General features: G+C 65.2%; 16 protein-coding genes. 6 read left to right on the top strand and 10 right to left on the bottom strand.

Annotation, left to right across the window (positions count from 1 at the left end; translation table 11 throughout):
- Nucleotides 1-399: 399 nt before the first annotated feature.
- The gene (locus NG697_RS00225) at nt 400-1716 is read left to right on the top strand and encodes a cell division protein PerM (RefSeq protein ID WP_252607895.1); all 1317 of its coding nucleotides are present in this window, start codon (nt 400-402) and stop codon (nt 1714-1716) included.
- A 42-nt stretch (nt 1717-1758) separates the two neighbouring features.
- Here NG697_RS00225 and NG697_RS00220 read toward each other — a convergent pair whose 3' ends face one another.
- Nucleotides 1759-2187 (bottom strand): hypothetical protein, encoded by a 429-nt coding sequence (locus tag NG697_RS00220; RefSeq protein ID WP_252613090.1) that lies wholly within the window; start codon nt 2185-2187, stop codon nt 1759-1761.
- Between the two features lie 39 nt (nt 2188-2226).
- Between NG697_RS00220 and purN the strand changes: the two genes are divergently transcribed.
- Nucleotides 2227-2793 carry a phosphoribosylglycinamide formyltransferase gene (purN, locus tag NG697_RS00215; protein WP_252607779.1) on the top strand — a complete coding sequence of 189 codons (567 nt, stop codon included), beginning with the start codon at nt 2227-2229 and terminating at the stop codon, nt 2791-2793.
- Between the two features lie 149 nt (nt 2794-2942).
- On the top strand, nt 2943-3884 hold the full coding sequence (locus tag NG697_RS00210; protein WP_252601185.1) for a DUF559 domain-containing protein: 942 nt from the start codon (nt 2943-2945) through the stop codon (nt 3882-3884).
- A gap of 74 nt (nt 3885-3958) precedes the next feature.
- On the opposite strand, the gene NG697_RS00205 is transcribed toward NG697_RS00210, so the two are convergent.
- The gene (locus tag NG697_RS00205) at nt 3959-5311 is read right to left on the bottom strand and encodes an MFS transporter (RefSeq protein WP_252601184.1); all 1353 of its coding nucleotides are present in this window, start codon (nt 5309-5311) and stop codon (nt 3959-3961) included.
- A gap of 142 nt (nt 5312-5453) precedes the next feature.
- Here NG697_RS00205 and purH point away from each other — a divergent pair, with 142 nt between their 5' ends.
- Nucleotides 5454-7148 carry a bifunctional phosphoribosylaminoimidazolecarboxamide formyltransferase/IMP cyclohydrolase gene (purH, locus tag NG697_RS00200; RefSeq protein ID WP_252601181.1) on the top strand — a complete coding sequence of 565 codons (1695 nt, stop codon included), beginning with the start codon at nt 5454-5456 and terminating at the stop codon, nt 7146-7148.
- A gap of 259 nt (nt 7149-7407) precedes the next feature.
- Here the strand turns inward: purH and NG697_RS00195 are convergent, their stop codons facing one another.
- The gene (locus NG697_RS00195; RefSeq protein ID WP_252601178.1) at nt 7408-8370 is read right to left on the bottom strand and encodes a trypsin-like serine peptidase; all 963 of its coding nucleotides are present in this window, start codon (nt 8368-8370) and stop codon (nt 7408-7410) included.
- 145 nt (nt 8371-8515) lie between these two features.
- Here NG697_RS00195 and NG697_RS00190 point away from each other — a divergent pair, with 145 nt between their 5' ends.
- Both NG697_RS00190 and NG697_RS00185 read left to right on the top strand, forming a co-directional pair.
- Nucleotides 8516-8842: a hypothetical protein gene (locus tag NG697_RS00190; RefSeq protein WP_252601175.1), complete on the top strand. Its 327-nt coding sequence runs from the start codon at nt 8516-8518 to the stop codon at nt 8840-8842.
- A gap of 228 nt (nt 8843-9070) precedes the next feature.
- Nucleotides 9071-11290 (top strand): NADP-dependent isocitrate dehydrogenase, encoded by a 2220-nt coding sequence (locus NG697_RS00185; RefSeq protein ID WP_252613087.1) that lies wholly within the window; start codon nt 9071-9073, stop codon nt 11288-11290.
- A 120-nt stretch (nt 11291-11410) separates the two neighbouring features.
- Here the strand turns inward: NG697_RS00185 and NG697_RS00180 are convergent, their stop codons facing one another.
- The 7 genes from NG697_RS00180 to NG697_RS00150 form a co-directional block, all read right to left on the bottom strand.
- On the bottom strand, nt 11411-11896 hold the full coding sequence (locus tag NG697_RS00180) for a hypothetical protein (RefSeq protein WP_252601170.1): 486 nt from the start codon (nt 11894-11896) through the stop codon (nt 11411-11413).
- Nucleotides 11893-13107 (bottom strand): serine/threonine-protein kinase, encoded by a 1215-nt coding sequence (locus NG697_RS00175; protein WP_252607896.1) that lies wholly within the window; start codon nt 13105-13107, stop codon nt 11893-11895. Before NG697_RS00175 ends, NG697_RS00180 begins: the two co-directional genes overlap by 4 nt.
- A 267-nt stretch (nt 13108-13374) precedes the next feature.
- Nucleotides 13375-14070 (bottom strand): LPXTG cell wall anchor domain-containing protein, encoded by a 696-nt coding sequence (locus NG697_RS00170; RefSeq protein ID WP_252607783.1) that lies wholly within the window; start codon nt 14068-14070, stop codon nt 13375-13377.
- Between the two features lie 123 nt (nt 14071-14193).
- Nucleotides 14194-14817: a hypothetical protein gene (locus tag NG697_RS00165; RefSeq protein ID WP_252613084.1), complete on the bottom strand. Its 624-nt coding sequence runs from the start codon at nt 14815-14817 to the stop codon at nt 14194-14196.
- A gap of 422 nt (nt 14818-15239) precedes the next feature.
- On the bottom strand, nt 15240-16310 hold the full coding sequence (locus NG697_RS00160) for a Gfo/Idh/MocA family protein (protein ID WP_252607785.1): 1071 nt from the start codon (nt 16308-16310) through the stop codon (nt 15240-15242).
- A gap of 34 nt (nt 16311-16344) precedes the next feature.
- Nucleotides 16345-17034, bottom strand: coding sequence for an ABC transporter ATP-binding protein (locus NG697_RS00155; protein WP_252613081.1), 690 nt, complete (start codon nt 17032-17034; stop codon nt 16345-16347).
- A 2-nt stretch (nt 17035-17036) separates the two neighbouring features.
- Nucleotides 17037-18341 carry an ABC transporter permease gene (locus NG697_RS00150; protein ID WP_252613079.1) on the bottom strand — a complete coding sequence of 435 codons (1305 nt, stop codon included), beginning with the start codon at nt 18339-18341 and terminating at the stop codon, nt 17037-17039.
- Between the last annotated feature and the right edge of the window lie 181 nt (nt 18342-18522).

The raw sequence follows: 18522 nt of genomic DNA, 5'->3' as shown, positions 1-18522 counted from the left end.
ACATTCCAATCTTACGGCGGACCCGCGGAAAAAGCGCCGAATCAGGCCCGGATGGGGACATCTGCCCAGCGTCATGAGCGACCCGGACGAGGCGCCCCGACACTCTGAACGCCCGACGACGGCGCCATCACCGGCGGCGGCCGTCCCGCCGTCGTCGTCCGGTTCTTCGCCTGCCACGGGCCCCGCCGGCCGGTGATGGGGCAGTCGGTGAACAAGGACAGGCAGCGCAACATCGTGTGCTCGCGGGAGCCGGGCCGGATGGCCTGCGCCCACCTCCGGACCGGTCACGGGTTCACGATCAGCGCGGCGGACTACAAACTCTGGTGAGGCGCGTCTCGCATGGAGAATGAGCCTGTCGAAGCCCGGTCCGAAGCCCCGGCCGTGACACCATGGGACACGATGAAACTGCGCGCTGATCAGACCGGAGACCGAGGCCTTCCCATGCCCTTGTGGCTGCAGGGAGGCCTCGAAACGGCGCAGGCTGCCATCATCTCCGCGCTCCTGGCGGTGGTTCCCATTGTGGCCGTGTGGGCCACCGCGGGCTTCCAGAACACCGCCTTTGATGCCCTGGCCCGACTCGCCGGCCAAGGCTGGCTGCTGATTCACGGGGTGCCGCTGCAGCTCGCCGTGGTCTCCGGCGAGGCTGGTGCGGCCGGCAGTCCAGGCTCCGGCCTGCTGACCCTGGTGCCCCTCGGCCTGACCCTGATCCCGTTTTTGCTCGCCTGGCGTGCGGGGCGGCGCCTGGCCCGGGCCTCCTATACGGACCAGCTGTGGCAGGCGCTGCTCGGGTCCTGGGTGGTCTACTCGGCGTTCGGCGCTGCCACCGGCTTTGTGTGCCGCACGGCCGACGTCGTCATTAACATCTGGTTGGCAATGCTCATCCCGCTCATCCCGTTCGCCCTCGGCATGGTGATCGGTGCCCGCCGCGAGGCAGGCTCATGGAGCCGGCTGATCGGCGTCGACGCCGTCGACTGGATCTCGCGCACCAGCCAGCATTCCCGCTGGGCCGGCTCCTATCTGGGCTCCGCGGCGAAGGCGGGCTGTGTGGCCCTTCTAGCGGCGTTTGCGCTCGCCGGTGTGCTCCTGGCCGTGGACCTTTTTATCCACTGGAACCTGGTGATTGCTGTCTATGAAGCGCTCGACGCCGGCGCGGTAGGGGGTGCCGCCCTCACCATCGCGCAGCTTGGGTATCTGCCCAACCTTGTGGTTTTTGCGCTGGCCTGGGTCTCGGGCTCGGGCCTCGCCCTGGGCGTGGGCTCGCAGGTGGGGCCGCTTGGTACAGCCACCGGGCCGCTGCCGTCCATCCCGGTCTTCGCCGCTATCCCTTCGGGTCCGCTGGACTACGGGTTCATGGCGCTGGTGCTGCCCGTTCTGGCGGGGATCCTGGCCGGCTGGTGGTTCCTGCGCGAAGGCGAAAACCACTTCGACGAGTGGCTCTCCATCAAGATTGACGCGCGCTGGTTCACGGCCACGGTGTCCACCCTTGCCCTCGGCGCGCTGGTGGGCGTTGTGTCCGGGCTGCTGGCCGCGGGCCTGGCCTGGCTGGCCCGCGGCTCGGCCGGGCTGGGCCGCCTCACGGCCATCGGACCCGACCCCTTGTGGATGGGACTCTGGATTGCCGCAGAGGTGGGCATCGGCGTAGTGATCGGTTACGCAGCCGGACCGTGGCTGGAACGCCAGCAGCACGTGGATGAGGAAGCGGAACTGGCCCGCTGACTTTCGTGGCTGTTGCTGGCGTGGCTGTTGCTGGCGTGGCTGCTACCGGAGACCCGGCAGCGAGCTTTCCAACTGGACCCGGCAATTGGAGAGCGCCTGGTCAGTGAGGGCCTCGCGTGAGCAAGTCTGGAAGTCCTGGACCTGGCGGAAAAACAGCGCCGTGGCCAGGATGACCAGCAGGATGATCAGGGAGACCACCAGCCCCGAGATGGTGCCGAACAGGACCAGCTTGGACTCCTTGAGCCGAGCCGACCGGACCAGCAGAAGGATACCCAGCACAAAGCTCGCGGCGGTCAGGATGCCGGTGAGCCAGAGGTAGCTGACGTCGAGCTGGTAGACGAAGAAGGCGCCCAGCACGGTGACAATGAAGATTCGGAACAGGTTGCGGGTTTTGGTGAGCGAGTCCTTGGCGGCGTCGCTGAGCGGCTGTTTGGTCCGTTGCTGGCCAGCCGGTTCCGGGGTGTTGTTCATGTTTTCCAGCCTACGCGAGCGTGCCCATAAGCTAGACCCATGCGCATCGTAGTCCTCGTTTCCGGCACCGGGTCCAATCTCCAGTCAGTCATCGACGCCGTCAAGGCAGGGGAGCTGGACGTGGAAATCGCCGCGGTGGGTGCCGACCGGGAGGGGACCTACGGCGTCGAACGATCCTCGGAAGCCGGGCTGGAGACGTTTGTGGTCAACTTCAACTCCTTCCCCACCCGCGACGAATGGGATGCCGCGCTGACCGCCCGCGTGGCGTCCTACGCCCCGGACGTGGTGGTCTCCTCCGGCTTTATGCGCATTGTCAGCGCCGACTTCATCGCTGCATTCCACGGCAAGTACCTCAACACCCACCCGGCCCTGCTGCCCGCCTTCCCCGGCGCTCACGGCGTCCGCGATGCCATGGCCTACGGCGTGAAGGTCACCGGCTGCACGGTGCACTGGGCCGACGCCGGTGTGGACACCGGGCCCATCATCGCCCAGGAAGCGGTCACGATTGAACCGGGCGACACCGAGGAATCCCTGCACGAACGCATCAAGGTGGTGGAGCGCCGCCTCCTCGTCAACACCCTGGCAGCCCTCGCCGCCGCTTCCTAACCCCAACAACCCCAACCCTCCCCCAACTAAGTAGCGCTATCTGTCGTTTTGACCGCCAAAACGACAGATAGCGCTACTTAGTTTGGCAGGTGGGCAGGAACCTGTGGATAACTTCAGCGGCGTTTTCGCGGGGCTGCCAACATGGGCACATGAAAGTCCCCCGTTCTCTGCCGGAGCCGCTGGCTGTGCTGCCGTTCACCTTGAAAGAAGCGGCCGACGCCGGGATCACCGAACGGCAGTTACGTCACCAAGGTCTGGGGCGGCCCACCCGTGGAGTCCGGGTGCCAAGGGCGGACGACGTGGCCGTGTACGGCCTGGCGCCCAACATTCGGCCGTACACCCAGGTCACGGAGTTCGCGGCAGCTTCGCACGCCTCTGCGTTCTTGCTGTGGCAATTCCCCGGGTTCCTGCCGGGGAGCGATGATCCACTGATTCATATCTCGCGCCCGGACACGGTAGCCATCATGCGCCGACCAGGGGTGAAAGGTCACAGGGGTCAGTTCTTTGCCGACGAAATTGTCACCCTCAACGGCCTGTTGATCACGTCCCGGGCGCGGACGTGGCTGGATTGCGCCCGGAAGATGAGCATTGACGAGCTAACTGTGGTTGCCGATCACATGCTGAGGATTCCCAGGCCTGATTTCGAGGGCAGATCCGAGCCTTATGCCACGCCGGCGGACCTGGCGGAAATGCTCGACCGGCACAAAGGAACGCCCGGCATTCAAAAGGCGCGCCTTGCCCTTGAGCAGGCCCGGATCGGGTCCGACTCTGCCCCGGAAACCAAACTTAGGCTGGCCCTGGAGAACCGCGGGCTGCCAGAACCGCGACTGAACGTTCCCGTGTTACTGGGCGCCGGCGTCGTACGTCAACCGGATCTCGCCTACCCGGAACAAAAAGTTGCAGTGGAGTACGACGGCGAAGGCCATTCCGAGACGGCGCAGATCGTCCGTGACATTGCCCGCGAAGAGGACTTTGCCAGGGCGGGGTGGTTGCTGGTCCGGATCTCGAAACGGCACATGGAGAACGAAGCCCGGGCCGCCGTCGCCAAAGTCCGCTCAGCGCTGATGAACCGCGGCTGGTCGCCCAACTAAGTAGCGCTAACTGTCGTTCTGAGCGCTCAAAACGACAGTTAGCGCTACTTAGTTGGGTGGGGCGACGCCGGGGGCTACTCGAGGCGGCGCTGCTTGGTTTCGGGGGAGAAGAACGCCATCCACAGGACGGCCACCAGCACCAGCCCGCCGGCCAGGGCGAAGGACGTGGCCAGGCCGAGCTCGGGCCAGAAGTAGTTCGCAAATATCAGGGGCCCAAAACCAGCCCCCAGCCGCGAAAATGTTGACGCCCAGCCGAAACCCGTGCCGCGGAGCTCGGTGGGGTACAGCTCAGACACATAGGCGTAGAGCACCGGAATCGCTATCTGCACCACAAATCCGAACACCAGCAGCCAGAACACCGCCGCCGTGGGGATGTCGACCACAATCGCCACGATCACCAGGGTCAGCGCGGACAACGGGCCGGTGATGGCCAGGATCCATTTGCGGCCCACACGCTCCACCAGCAGCGCGGCCACAACCACACCCAAGAGCCCAACCGCGGCCATGGACGCCGTGGTCACAAACGCCTTGTACTCGGCGAAACCAGCGCCGATCAGGATCCGCGGCATCCACGTCAGGGACAGGTAGTAGACCAGCAGGATGCTGAAGAACAGGGCCCAGGCCGTGGCCGTGATCTTCCAGTTGAACTGCCACACCAGCCGCAGCTGGTGCCACGCGCTGCCGGCGGAGAGCCGCGGAACTTCCTGCGCGTCGGGCAGGCTGTAGGCGCGGGGTTCGGCGCCGGTTGCCGCCACGAGGTCGTCGATGACCTTGGCAGCTTCCTCGCGGCGCCCCTTGCGGATGAGGAACAGCGGCGACTCCGGAACGCTGCGCCGGACCCAGAACACCAGGAGCGCAGGCAGCACCATCACCAGCATGGTCAGCCGCCAGTCGCCGAACACCGCCACGAGGCCGGCGGACACAAAACCGGCAAGGGCCGCGCCCACCGGCCACCAGCCGTCCATCGCGGTGAGGACCTTCCCGCGCTGCTTGCGTGGTGTGAACTCACCCACCAGCGCGTAGTCCACGGGAATGCAGCCGCCCAGACCGAAGCCGGCCATAAAGCGGAACGCGCAGAACCAGATGAAGTCGGGGGAGAAGGCGCCCAGGACCGTGAAGAGCGAGAAGATCAGCAGCGTGGCCGTAAACGCCTTCTTCCGCCCGATCGTGTCCGCGATGGTTCCCCACACAAACGCGCCCAGGGCCATGCCGATCAGGTTGGACGTACCCACCCAGGCCACCTCGCCGGGAGCCAGGGCCCAGTGCGTCGAGAGCAGCGGGATGAGGATGCCATTAAGCGTCACGTCCCAGGCATCGAACATAAAGCCGAGGCCGCCGATCACGAAGATCCTGCCCTGGACTTTCCAACGCCAGGGCAGTTCCTGGACCACTTGTTCGCCGCTGGGCACAGTGGTGTAAGTATTCATCGCAGCCTCCTGTGAAAACTCTAACCGTGCCCACTGACGTTCACACTGCCGCCGGCAAGCGGGGCAAACCGCACAACACGATAAACTGGGCCCATCCCCACCAACCGCGGCACTGTTCCGCGAGATCAGACGGAGACTTTTTGTGAGCGTCACGCAGCCTGACCGTGTATCCATCGACCGTGTTCCCATCCGCCGGGCGCTGATCTCGGTCTACGACAAGACCGGTCTGGAGGATCTCGCCAAGGGCCTGCACGCAGCCGGCGTGAAGATCGTCTCCACCGGTTCCACGGCCAAGAAGATCGCCGCGGCCGGTATCCCGGTGCAGGAAGTCGAAGAAGTCACAGGGTCTCCGGAAATGCTGGACGGCCGCGTCAAGACGCTGCACCCGCGCGTCCACGGCGGCATCCTGGCGGACCGCCGCGTCCCCGCGCACATGGAAACCCTCGCCGGCATGGAAATTGAAACCTTCGACCTGGTGGTGGTGAACCTCTACCCGTTCGTTGAGACCGTGAAGTCCGGCGCCGCGCAGGACGATGTCGTTGAACAGATCGACATCGGCGGCCCCGCCATGGTCCGTTCGGCAGCGAAGAACCACGCCGCCGTCGCCATTGTTGTGGACCCCACGTACTACGGCTCCGTGGTCACCGCCGCCGCTGAGGGCGGCTTTGACCTGAAGACCCGACGGCGGCTGGCCGCCAAGGCGTTCGCCCACACCGCGTCCTATGACAACGCCGTGGCCACCTGGACTGCCAGCCAGTTCCTGGATGAAGACGGCGACGGCGTCATCGACTGGCCTGCCTACGCCGGCCTCTCGCTGGAGCGCTCCGAGGTTCTCCGCTACGGCGAAAACCCGCACCAGCAGGCCGCGCTCTACGTGGACAAGGCCGCCCCGGCCGGAATCGCGCAGGCGGACCAGCTGCACGGCAAGGCCATGAGCTACAACAACTTTGTCGACGCCGACGCCGCCCTCCGTGCCGCGTTCGACTTCGCCGAGCCCGCCGTCGCCATCATCAAGCACGCCAACCCGTGCGGTGTCGCCGTTGGTTCCGCTGATGCTGCAGACCCGATCGCCGACGCCCACGCCAAGGCCCACGCCTGCGACCCCGTCTCCGCTTTCGGCGGCGTCATCGCTGCCAACCGCACGGTCACCGCCGCCATGGCGCAGACCGTTGCCGGCATCTTCACCGAGGTTGTCATTGCCCCGGACTTCGAGCCGGAAGCCGTGGAGATCCTCGCCAAGAAGAAGAACATCCGCCTGCTGGCCCTGCCCGAAGGCTACGACCGCTACCCGGCAGAAATGCGCCAGGTTTCCGGCGGTGTCCTGGTACAGATGAGCGACAAGGTGGACGCCGACGGCGACAACCCCGCCAACTGGACCCTCGCCGCCGGCGAAGCCGCTGACGAAAAGACGCTCGCGGACCTCGCCTTCGCCTGGACTGCCTGCCGTGCCGCCAAATCCAATGCCATCCTGATCGCCGATCACGGCGCAGCCGTGGGCATCGGCATGGGCCAGGTCAACCGGCTGGACTCCTGCCGCCTGGCCGTCGAGCGTGCCAACACGCTGGGCGTTTCGGTGGAGTCCGACGTCGAAGGTGCTGGCGGCGCGGCTGGTCCGTCGACGACGGAGGCGAGCGTTGCACCCGAGCGTGCCCGCGGCGCCGTCGCAGCCTCCGACGCGTTCTTCCCGTTCGCTGACGGCCTGCAGATCCTGATCGACGCCGGCGTCCGCGCCGTGGTCCAGCCGGGCGGTTCCGTCCGGGATGAGGAAGTGGTCGCCGCGGCCAGCGCGGCCGGCATCACCATGTACTTCACGGGTGCCCGCCACTTCTTCCACTAAGCGGCTAAACGTCGACGGCGCCTGTCCCCGCTGAGGGGACAGGCGCCGTCGGGCCTTAACGGGCAGCTAGGAAGGACGTGGTGCCGGGTCCGCGCCCCGCTGCATGAGGCGCGGACCCCCTTCCGGAAGCCGAAGCTCCCGGGGCTTGGCATCGGCCATTCGCGGTTTGGTCCAGTACTCGAGGATCTCCCCGTGGGTCTGGTCCGATTCGCTGTGGCTGACGGATCTGCTCCCGGATTCCGCGACAGGTGAGGATTTCCTAAGCTCGTGCGGCACGGACATAGGTCTCCTGGATGGCCGCGCCCCAGTACGGGCCGTACATCACGGGTTTCTGGCTATAGCCGTAACTGTTGACGGAGTTCTGGAAGCCGTCGGGGCCGCTGCCGATGAACCACGGGCCACCGGAAGAGCCACCGTTCATGTCGCATGGGATGCCCTGGGTATTGAACTGCGGGTTGTTGGTGTCTTTGGTGGCCGTGCCAGTGCAGCTCCAGAGCCGTTCGCCGCTGAAGGGCTTGGCGGCAGGGTAGCCGTAGGAGGTGTACTGAAGGCCGCGGTCTTCATTGAATGCCACGCCGGAGCCCCCGACGACGTCGGTCAGGAACGCGCGGCCAAGCTGATTCATGACCGCAAAGCCGGTGTCGTAGCTGATGTCCCCGGAGCCCTCCCACTGGGCCGTGGTGTAAAGCGCCTTGGCTGTCCAGGTACCGTAAGGCCTGGCGCCATTCTCGTAGGCCGGTACAAAGACGAAGTTAGTGGCATGCGAGTTGGGGCCATCACTGACGCAGTGCCCGGCGGTGGCCACGGTGCTCTTGTTCGTCGCCGCAACGGCGTTTCCGGAACAGACGTAGTTCGCGCCGCCAAGGGTGAAGAACACCTTGCCGATGTGGGCTACCGGGTTCGCAGGCTGAGCGAGTGAGGGCTTTCCCGTGGTGCCCGCCACCTTGGTTTTGGGTCCCTTCAGCACACTGGCCGCACTGGATGATTTACCGCGTTCCAGCGCCTTGCCGGCCAGGACATCACCGGGAATCGCGGCGCGCATGCGGTCTGACGTCCAGTAGTCCGCCGCCCCAGTGCTGTCTACGATTGCGCTGGCCACCGAAGGAGCTGCTTTATCGCTCGACGACGAGGCAGCATGGGCACTTCCGGCGCCAACCAGCGCCAGGACGGCAGCCGCCGAAAGGCTCAGGAGGGTGGCAGCCAAGGACCTGGTACGCGTCATTATCGTCCTGTCTAAACGTGTGAAGGCGTGCCCGGGAGAGCCAGCCGCGTGACCCATGTAACCTATCGAGACATGACAAATTTGTAAATAGTAGTGACGCCAAAAGTATGGTCCGCAAACGTGTCCTGGATTCGCTGGAACTAGTGTGCCGCTCTGGTCAAAACCGTTGCCGAAGGGTATTTTTCTCCTATACAGTGGCACGTCCGATCTGGGCTCCGGACTCTATGCGAATTGGGGCCCCATCGTGATTGCTTTCTGGAAGTCCGCCAAGAAGTCGGCCGTACATGGCCGGCATTTTGCAGCCGAAGGGAGCGCCCAGGGCGCTTCGCCGGAAATTGAGGCCTACGCCGCAGCCGTGCAATTGCGCGACGTCGACCCTATCCATTCGTTTACGGCGACGGAGGAGCTGCGCCGTCAGGACACCAAATACGTGCAGCTCTGGCCCAGTGATATTCCCCACAAGCGGCGCTGACCGGATCCTTACCTGCGCCGGTGGCTCCCGGAGGTAAAGCGCTACGGCGGCTGGCCGCCCCGGGTGCGCACCGCCGTCGGGCGTTATTGCATGCCCCAATCCGCTGTAATGCGGGACCGTCCGGCCGCCCCGGTACGGTTCAAAGCCGTGTCCTCAGGTAAGTTAGGGGGTGGTGAAATAGAACAAAATTTCCAAAAAATCAGCCGACCTCCAGGGAGACGCCCGCGCATGTCCAAGATTATCTATACCCACACCGACGAAGCGCCGATGCTGGCTACGTATTCGTTCTTGCCGATCATCGAAGCATTTGCTTCGACCGCAGGTGTGGAGGTGGAGACCCGTGACATTTCGCTCGCAGGCCGCATCATCTCCGTGTTCGGTGACTACCTCACCCCGGAACAGCAGATCGGCGACGCCCTTGCTGAACTGGGTGAGCTGGCAAAGACGCCGGAAGCCAACATCATCAAACTGCCCAACATCAGCGCTTCCATCCCGCAGCTGAAGGCCGCCGTCGCCGAGCTTCAGGGCCAGGGCTACAACCTGCCGGATTACCCGGACAACCCCTCCTCGGACGAGGAAACGGCCGTCCGCTCCCGCTACGACAAGATCAAGGGCTCCGCTGTGAACCCGGTCCTGCGCGAGGGAAACTCGGACCGCCGTGCACCGCTGTCCGTCAAGAACTACGCCCGCCAGAACCCGCACTCCATGGGTGCCTGGTCCGCGGATTCGAAGACCAACGTTGCATACATGACGGCTGACGACTTCCGCGCGAACGAGAAGTCCGTGGTCATCGAGTCCGACGGCACCATCGCCATCCAGCTAGTCCGCGAAGACGGCTCGGTCAAGGTCCTGAAGAAGGCCTTCCCCGTGCTGGCCGGCGAAGTCATCGACGGCACTGTTATGCGCGCCGCAGCACTGGACGAGTTCCTGGCAGCCCAGGTAGTCCGCGCCAAGGAAGAGGGCGTCCTGTTCTCAGCGCACCTGAAGGCCACCATGATGAAGGTCTCGGACCCCATCATCTTCGGCCACGTGGTGAAGGCCTACTTCTCCGAACTGTTCGAGACCTACGGCAAGCAGCTCAAGGCCGCCGGCCTGAGCCCCAACAACGGCCTGGCCGCCATCCTGAGCGGCCTCGAGGAGCTGCCGGAGGACGTCCGTGAAGGCGTGAAGGCACTGATCCAGAAGGGCCTCGACGACGGCCCGGCACTGGCCATGGTGGACTCGGACAAGGGCATCACCAGCCTCAATGTGCCCTCCGACATCATCGTGGACGCATCCATGCCCGCCATGATCCGTTCCTCCGGCCACATGTGGGGCCCGGACGGCAAGGAAGCCGACACTCTGGCGGTCCTTCCGGACAGCTCCTACGCCGGCATCTACCAGGTTGTTTTGGACGACTGCCGCGCCCATGGCGCCTTCGACCCCACCACCATGGGCACAGTCCCGAACGTAGGCCTCATGGCCCAGGCCGCCGAGGAATACGGCAGCCACGACAAGACGTTCGAGATCCAGGAAGCCGGCACGGTACAGATCGTTGACGGTTCCGGCGCCGTGCTGATCGAACACGAAGTTGCTCCCGGTGACATCTGGCGCGCCTGCCAGGCCAAGGACGCCCCCATCCGCGACTGGGTCAAGCTCGCCGTCACCCGCGCCCGCGCTTCCAAGACGCCCGCCGTCTTCTGGCTGGACGAGACCCGCGCCCACGACCGCAACCTCATCGCCAAGGTGCGCGAGTACCTCAAGGACCACGACACCGAGGGCCTCCAGATCGAAATCATGTCCCCGGAGAAGGCAACGGCCTTCACCCTGGAACGCATCCGCAAGGGCGAGGACACCATCTCCGTCTCCGGCAACGTGCTCCGCGACTACCTCACGGACCTGTTCCCCATCCTGGAACTGGGCACCAGTGCCAAGATGCTTTCTGTGGTTCCGCTGATGAACGGCGGCGGACTCTTCGAGACCGGCGCCGGCGGATCTGCCCCCAAACACGTCCAGCAGCTGCTTAACGAAAACCACCTGCGCTGGGACAGCCTGGGCGAATTCCTCGCTCTGGCCGTCAGCTTCGAGCACCTGGCCACCACCACGAACAACGCCCGCGCGCAGGTCCTGGCAGACACCCTGGACAAGGCGACGGGAACTTTCCTGCTGGAAAACAAGTCCCCGAGCCGCCGCGCGGGCGAACTGGACAACCGTGGCAGCCACTACTTCCTCGCCCGCTACTGGGCTGAGGAACTGGCCAAGCAGACCGAGGATGCGGAGCTGGCGGCATCGTTCGCGGCTGTGGCCAAGGAGCTTTCCGCCAACGAGGACACTATCGTGGGCGAGCTGGCCGCGGTGCAGGGCTCAGCGGTGGACGTCGGCGGTTACTACCGTCCGGACGAGGCCAAGGCCTCGGCCGTGATGCGTCCGTCCGCCACGCTGAACAATGTCATTGCGACGCTGAACTAAGCGGAAACGAACGTTAGGAGGCGGCGCCCCGGGAAACCGGGACGCCGCCTTTCTCGTATGGCCGACGGGAGCGGATGAAGCACGGGTGAGTTAATACACAACGGGCCGTCCGTCTGCCCGTCAGTCGTCGTCCTTGCCTTTGCCTCTATTTCCCTTGTCGTCTGTGGGCGCGGGAGCTACCGGCGCGGTGGCTGCTTTTTGGGCCGCATCGGCGTCCGCCTGCCTTTGCGCTGCGGCCGCGTCCTCCGCAGCCTTCGCTGCTGCGGCGTCGGCTACGGCCTTGGCCGCCGTCAGGTCTGCCCGGACGGCAGTGGCGGCCGTCGTGATGCTGCGCCGGCGTTCCTCGGAAACCTGCCCGGTCCGCGCAGCGGACGCGAGGTCGGCCTCGAGGCTATCCAAAGCTGCCAATCCGCCAGCGGGGTCATTATTCGCTGAGGCCTGGGTGACGCCGAGGACTCGTTCCTGGAGTTGGCGGGCGGCATCACGTTGAAGGCTGGCCTCAGCCGGACCGCACGCTGCCAGTGAACCGGCGAGCAGAAATGCTGCTGCAGCTGTCAGGCATTTGGCAGTGGCCGAACGCCCGCGGTGCTTCGGTGCAGGGCTCATGGTTCCACGCTCTCCTGAAGTTCCTTGAGGTGGTCGCCCAAGGTGCCGGTGACGGCGGGGTAAGGAACGACGTCGGGCGTTGGCTGAGGTGCCAGGCCCAAGGTCAGCGCCGCCGCGGCTGCTCCAGCGGCGAGCATGCCCAGTGCGGTGACCGTCCAGAACCGCCTTCCGGCGTGGCGGAGACGAGACAAGTCCGGGACCCAGCCCCGCGCGTCAGGACCGCGGGTGATGTCCAACTGGCCCTTGCTGGACCGGACTACAGGCAGATCTGATTCCGCGGTGATGGCGATGGACGGCGGCCTGAACGGCATGGCCGGGAGTACACGGGTTGTCTCCGCCGCGAGCTCGCCCGGTGCGGACACGGGTGACACCAGGGCCTGACGCAGAGCGGATTCAACATCGGACGCCACGGGACGTTCCAGCGGTTCGATGGCAGTCATTGAACGGATCAGATCAGCCCACTCCGCCGGAAGGTCAGCGGGGATCTCGGGTGCCCGGTGCAACCTGGCCACTGCGGATTCCACGGCGCTGCCCGGGAACTCAACGGTTTGCTTGACGCATTCCAGCAGTACCAGACCCAGCGAGTAGATATCCGTGGCGGGCGACAGGGGAGAACCCATGGCCTGCTCCGGACTGAGATATGCGGCCGTCCCCACCATGGTTCCCGTGGCGGTCAGCCGGGCTGAATCCGCCATCCTGGCGATGCCAAAATCCGTGAGTTTTGGTCGTAAAGGTTCGCCCGGACGGATCTTCACGAGCAAGATGTTCCCGGGCTTGATGTCGCGGTGGATGATGCCCAGGCTGTGCACGTAGGCCAGCGCGTCAGCTACGCCTGCCCCGATGACTGCAAGCTCGTCCAAGGGAACTGCACTGTGCCTGATCCGGCTGCGGAGGTCCTGGCCCTCCACGAGCTCCATGGTCAGGAACGGCCGAGGTTCGTCCAGGACACGGGTATCGATGCCTGCATCGAACAGCGTGACCAGGCTGGGATGGTTGAGCGTTGCCAGCAGTTGGATTTCGGCTTCCTGGCGCCTGAGCTCATTGGCATCCGGTGCCTGTGGGGCGAAGAGCTTCAGAGCGACATCCCTGCCGAGGTTTTCGTCCCGGGCGCGGTAGACGGATGACATGCCGCCGCGGCCGATTACGTCCGCCAGCCGATAGCGTTCGCCGAGCACTTCATTCTTAATGGAGCTAGGCGAATCCGCCACCATGACCAGTTCCTCCCGGTGCGCTGCGGCACTATTCCTGCTCAATAATACCGGCTGGCAGGGCATCCCTTAAGCCGTCTGCCGGCACGCCGGCGGCCCGGCTAAGAAGTGATTGGGACTTTCTCAGCCGGACCTCCGGTCACAAGGACAAGTGCTGGTAGTTGAGCTCTCTGGTTGCCACCTCCTATCCGAACAGTTGGCTAGGCCCCGAACGGCGGAGCCGGTGCGTTGACGGTCTTAGCCGTCGCAGTCCGCTGAGTGCGGAGGCCGCTAGGCCTTCCGACGCCGCTTGAGCATCAGCAGTCCGGCAAGCAGCAGGATGACGACTAGAGGGATCAGTGAAGCATCCATGCCCGTCTTGGCTAGGGCGGCCGTGCCGCCTTGGCCTGAGGTGTTGCCCATGGTGTTTGCTGCGGAAGATACCGAACCGGTGGTGGTGCCGGCGGGAACAACAGTGATACCGGTCGTGCCACCTCCCGTGGTGCCGGTCGTTCCGGTTCCCGGATCGGTGGTGCCGGTGGTTCCGGTTCCTGGGTCCGTTGTGTCCGTGTCACCCGTCGTGCCGGTTCCTGGGTCCGTTGTGTCCGTACCGGGCATTTCCGTACCGGGGGTTTCAGTACCTGGGGTTCCACAGCCATCGCCGCCGCCGAAGATGACGCATGCATCAATAACAACATTCGAGCCGTCAAGAACGCCGGACGTGCCCAGGCCGAGGTTTATGTCGGCTGCTGCGGCAACGTCGGCGGTGGTTCCGCTCCCGTCGGTGCCGCCGAGACCGAGGTTGACGTCGACCACAGCGGCGACGTCAGCAGTGTCCGACTGCGTTGAGCCACCCAGCAGGCCCAACGACGTCGAATCTGCGGACGTCGCCGCTGAGACCAGTGCGGAGGCCGTGAGGTCCGGTCCGCTGGTTGTGTCCGCGGCGCTGGCCGCGGTGGCGCCGAAGGCTAGTAGCCCGCCGGGCAAAGAGGGTGCTAAGCAGCCCCCTACGAAGGTTGCAATTCATGGTGATGTCTCCTGAAGAGTTGATTTGGGGCGCTGTTCAGCGCCTTGAGGCCGTGTTCTGCCCATGAAGGGCAGGGGGCTCAACTAGTCAGGAGAGGAACCGGGGTCGAATGACACCGGCGAAGGGACATGCTGAGGTGATCCGCTGACCGGGAAGGATCCCGGGAGCGGCAGGTAAAAACCGAACTCATTCAGCCAGGCAGCAGAGCCTGAGGGGCCGGATGGCGAGGCGCCACCCCCTGCCCCCGATGCAGGTCCTGCCGGGGCTGGAGCCGGAGGCATGGACGGGTCGACTGTCCACGTAATTCCGGGCGCAGCCGGGAGCGTTCGTGCGCTGGTCTTAGCCAGCGCGGACGACGTGCCAGTGGCGGCCCGAAAGTGGTCTGCAGTGTTGGTGGAGCGGCCCGGCGCATCATCGGCGCTGTGCTCAGCACCTGCAGTTGGTCCCGCGGCGGCATCCGTGCTGGTGGAGGCCTCACCGGCGACGGCAATCCCGTCAACGATCAGGTCGGGCAGCGTGACCGGCACGGCCGCCACGGTTGCATCCACCAGATCGACCAGGGGCTGCAGCGCGGGTTCAAGAACGGGGACCGCTTCGGCGAGTGGCGGAGCGACGGTCTCGATCAGGTCATCGGCAGCCGTATCGACCACTCCGGCAACCGGGACGGCCACGGAAGTGACGGTGCCAGCCGGAACCACGCTGTTCACTACGGGTAATGGGGCTATCAGGTGGTCCGCTGTGCCCGCCACGCTTCCCACAACGGGCTGCAGGAGTCCGTTGGGAGAAGGAGCCGGGGACGCGGCCGATGAAGAGAGGCCGCCCAGAAGGGATCCTGAATCTCTCGAGGAGTCAGCTGTTGCGGCTGAAGCGGAAAGTGTCAGCCAAGTGGCAGTCACTGCACCTGCGAGGAGAAGCGGCCGGAGCGCACGCCATGGCGAACGGAATTTAGCCATGCGTACCACCCCCAGCATCGTTGAGACCTACGATTTCATCAGCGTAAGACTCTCGCGTGCAGGAAGTCTAGGGAAACTGAAAATAAATCCAGCAAGCTTACTAATTTGTCACTCAGTCATCGATAACCGAAAGATGATTGTCAAGCCTGTTACAAAAAAATCATAGGCCATAACGATCAGTGGGCATCGTTCGGGTAGCTGACGCCCAGCTGCCCGCGCACTCCGTCAAAGAGCCGCATGGTTTTGATGGAATCCTCCAGCGGCATGACCGGGCTCTCGGTCAGGCCCTGTTGGATGCAGCGGGTCACCTCGCGCAGTTCGTAGGTATAGCCGATGCCGACGACGTCGAACGCCTCCGTGCGCAGGCCCTCCCGTCCGACGCCGATCACCAACTCCCGCGGATTGTTGATGGAACCGACACTCTGGAGGTAGCCCAGGCTGCCGGCCACGGTGGCAGTCCGCGGACCGTACGCCAGGAGCGAGGACGTCAGCTGGGCCTGGGCACCATGGTTGTAGCCGAGCGTCAGCGCATTCTGGGCGTCCACGCCGTCGTCATTAATGAAGCCGGTGGCACTGACGGTCTGCGGGAACCCCAGCGTTCCCACTGCCCACAGCAGGGGGTAGACCGAGATGTCCAGGAGGGCACCGCCACCGTCCTGCCTGGCCCACAGCCTGGACGTAGGGGAATACGGTGCGGGAAAACCCAGGTCAGCGGTCACCCAGTGCACGTCCCCGAGCTCCCCGGACGCGGCAATCTCGAACGCCCGCTGCATGCCCGGGAGGAAGCGGGACCACACTGCCTCCATGAGGAAGAGCTTCCGTTCCCGGGCAAGCGCGACGAGTTCGCTCGCTTCCCTGCCGTTGATGGTGAACGCCTTTTCGCACAGGACGTGCTTGCCCGCATTAAGCGCAGCGAGCACAATCTGGTGGTGCTGGGCGTGCGGTGTTGCGACGTAGACAACGTCCACCGAGTCATCGGCGAGCAGCCGCTGGTAGCCGGGCACGCCGTCGTCGTCCCCGTAGGCCTTGGCGAAACCGTAGTCCGCCGCGAAACTCTCCGCAGTGCCCGGTGAGCGGGAACTGACGGCATAGAGCTCGGCGTCTGGGAGCAGTGCCAGGTCCTGCGACACTGACCGCGCGATCCCGCCGGTGGCTATGACGCCCCACCGCAGGCGTCTTCCGGTGGCAGACCGGGGATCCGGGTCGGACTGGGTGGACAGCCACGGTGTGGCAATGGGCGCGCTCATGGTGCCCATCCTCTCATTCAGACCAGTGCGGGCGTCAGACCAAGGCGCGCGCCGGTTCTTCCGTCAGTCTGCCCTGCTGGAGCCTGAAGCGGCGGTCCGTCTTGTTGGCCAACGCCTTGTCGTGGGTGACCACAAGGATGGTGGTGTTGTGGTCACGCCTGAGCGAGCTGAGCAGTTCGATGATGTGGTCACCGGTCTGCTCGTCCAGGTTGCCGGTGGGCTCGTCAGCGAGGATCAGCTTGGGTTCGTTGGCCAGCGCCCGGGCAATCGCCACGCGCTGCTGCTCGCCGCCGGACAGCCGGTTGATGCGGCGCACCTGCTTCTCCGGGTCCAGCTGCACCTGCTCCAGAAGGTCCGTTGCCCGCTGCCGACGCTCGGTCCTGCGCACGCCCGCGAACTCCATGGGCAGCATGACGTTGTCCATCGCCGAAAGATTCGGGATCAGGTTGAACTGCTGGAAAACGAACCCGATATCCCGGCGCCGGTACTCGGTCAGCTTGCCGTCCGGCATCCCGGCCAGGCTCACGCCGTTGACGACGACGTCTCCGCTGGTCGGTTTGTCCAACGCACCCAGGAGGGACAACAGTGTGCTCTTGCCGCTGCCGCTCTTGCCGACAATGGACGCCAGCGTGCCCTGCTCCAGAACAAAACTGACGTCGTTGACCGGCTTGATGGTGTGGTCACCGGAGTTGAAAGTGCGGACCAGGTTCTTGACTTCAATCATGGCTATTCTCCTCGCAGGACTTCGATGGGACGGATGCGTGCCGTGAGCAGTGCAGGGACCAGCGCGCCGATGATGGCCACGCCGAACACCGCTGCGATGCCGGCGGCGATGACGCCGGGGGAGGCGCTGGCGGTGACCGATGTCAGCAGCTGGGAAGCGCCACCAAGGGGGTTCCCGGAGGGAAGGCCAGCGCCGCCGGGGAAGCCAGCACCGCCGCCCGGCATTCCGGCGCCGCCTGCAGCGCCGGCCATGGCGGCCCCGCGACCGGTGGTGGTGGCCGCCGTCGTGGTGGTGTTGGTGCTGATCAGCGCGGAAGCGATGCCGCCGCTGGCAAAGGAGGCGACGGCGGCGCCCACCGCGCTGCCCATGGCCACGAGGACCAGTGCCTCCAGCACGAACTGCAGGCCGATGGTGCGGTTGGGTGCTCCGATCGCCTTCAGAACACCGATTTCCCGGCGGCGTTCGCGGACCAGCATGACCATGATCAGCAGGATGATCAGTCCGGCGGTGCCCAGGGCAGCTACGAAGGCGATGAAGGAGATGTTCTTGACGCTGCCGAGCGAGCTGACCGCCGACTCCAGGTTCTGGCCCTGCGTGACGTCGGCTTTGTCGGTGCCGAGGGCGGACTCAAGCGCGGCCTTGGCGGCCTCGAGGTTTTCCATGCCGTCCACCGTGACAATCATCGAGGACAGCTCGCCCGGCAGTTCCGCGACGGTCTGGGCCGTGGGGAGGGTCAGGTAAAGGGCGTTGTTGCCGAACGTAGTGCCGGAGTCGAAGAGGCCGGCCACAGTGAACGTCTGCCCGTTGATGGTGAACGTGGAGCCGATGGTCAGGTTGTTCTTCTCGGCCAGAGTGGTTCCCAGGAGGGCGTTGGCGGATTCAGCCGTGTAGTCGCCGAGCCCGGTGCCTTCGGTGATGGTCAGGCTCTTGCCGATGGTGTCCACTTCGCCGCCGATTCCGGTTGCAGTGATCGGGAGGGAGCGTACCGGCTGCGCGGTGGTGGTTCCGGTGGTGCCGTTTGCGGGCTGGTTCCGTCCACCGAGGGTGCCAGCGTCGATGGCTGCGGTAAGGCTGGTGGTCAACGTGGTGGCGTTCTGTCCGGCGGGACCGCACTGGCCGCCGGCCGGGTTGACGGTCAGGACGGTCCCGACGGACGCGTTCAGCTCCTGGACTTTGGCTCCGACGGCCTGGTTGGCCACCAGCATGGCCAGTGCAAGTCCGATCGCGACGGCCAGGAGTGCCACCACCGCGGCTGTTCGGACCTTGTTTCTGAAGGCATTGCCAACACTCCGGGCAAGGACGCTCACTATACTCCTAGGATCTGGGGCCGGCGGAAGGCCGGCATCTGCTCCTACCCTCGCTTCGGGGCCTGTGCAGGAAGGCGGCCGAAGCTGTGTTTGGGCTGTGAAAGGCGGCGGGCAGTGAGAGAGCGCTAGTGAAAAGCGTGCATTAAGTGAGAGAGCGTTGGAATGCGGAATGCCCCGGCTC

Origin of the sequence: Pseudarthrobacter raffinosi, from assembly GCF_023913835.1 — a bacterium.
Lineage (GTDB): Bacteria > Actinomycetota > Actinomycetes > Actinomycetales > Micrococcaceae > Arthrobacter > Arthrobacter raffinosi.
Note: the sequence above shows the minus strand (reverse complement) of the source record. Positions and strands in the feature narration are given on the sequence as shown.

Coding starts and splice junctions, on each gene's coding strand:
- NG697_RS00225 (WP_252607895.1), top strand. CDS start 400: ATGAAACTGCGCGCTGATCAGACCGGAGACCGAGGCCTTCCCATGCCC.
- NG697_RS00220 (WP_252613090.1), bottom strand. CDS start 2,187: ATGAACAACACCCCGGAACCGGCTGGCCAGCAACGGACCAAACAGCCG.
- purN (WP_252607779.1), top strand. CDS start 2,227: ATGCGCATCGTAGTCCTCGTTTCCGGCACCGGGTCCAATCTCCAGTCA.
- NG697_RS00210 (WP_252601185.1), top strand. CDS start 2,943: ATGAAAGTCCCCCGTTCTCTGCCGGAGCCGCTGGCTGTGCTGCCGTTC.
- NG697_RS00205 (WP_252601184.1), bottom strand. CDS start 5,311: ATGAATACTTACACCACTGTGCCCAGCGGCGAACAAGTGGTCCAGGAA.
- NG697_RS00195 (WP_252601178.1), bottom strand. CDS start 8,370: ATGACGCGTACCAGGTCCTTGGCTGCCACCCTCCTGAGCCTTTCGGCG.
- NG697_RS00185 (WP_252613087.1), top strand. CDS start 9,071: ATGTCCAAGATTATCTATACCCACACCGACGAAGCGCCGATGCTGGCT.
- NG697_RS00180 (WP_252601170.1), bottom strand. CDS start 11,896: ATGAGCCCTGCACCGAAGCACCGCGGGCGTTCGGCCACTGCCAAATGC.
- NG697_RS00175 (WP_252607896.1), bottom strand. CDS start 13,107: ATGGTGGCGGATTCGCCTAGCTCCATTAAGAATGAAGTGCTCGGCGAA.
- NG697_RS00160 (WP_252607785.1), bottom strand. CDS start 16,310: ATGAGCGCGCCCATTGCCACACCGTGGCTGTCCACCCAGTCCGACCCG.
- NG697_RS00155 (WP_252613081.1), bottom strand. CDS start 17,034: ATGATTGAAGTCAAGAACCTGGTCCGCACTTTCAACTCCGGTGACCAC.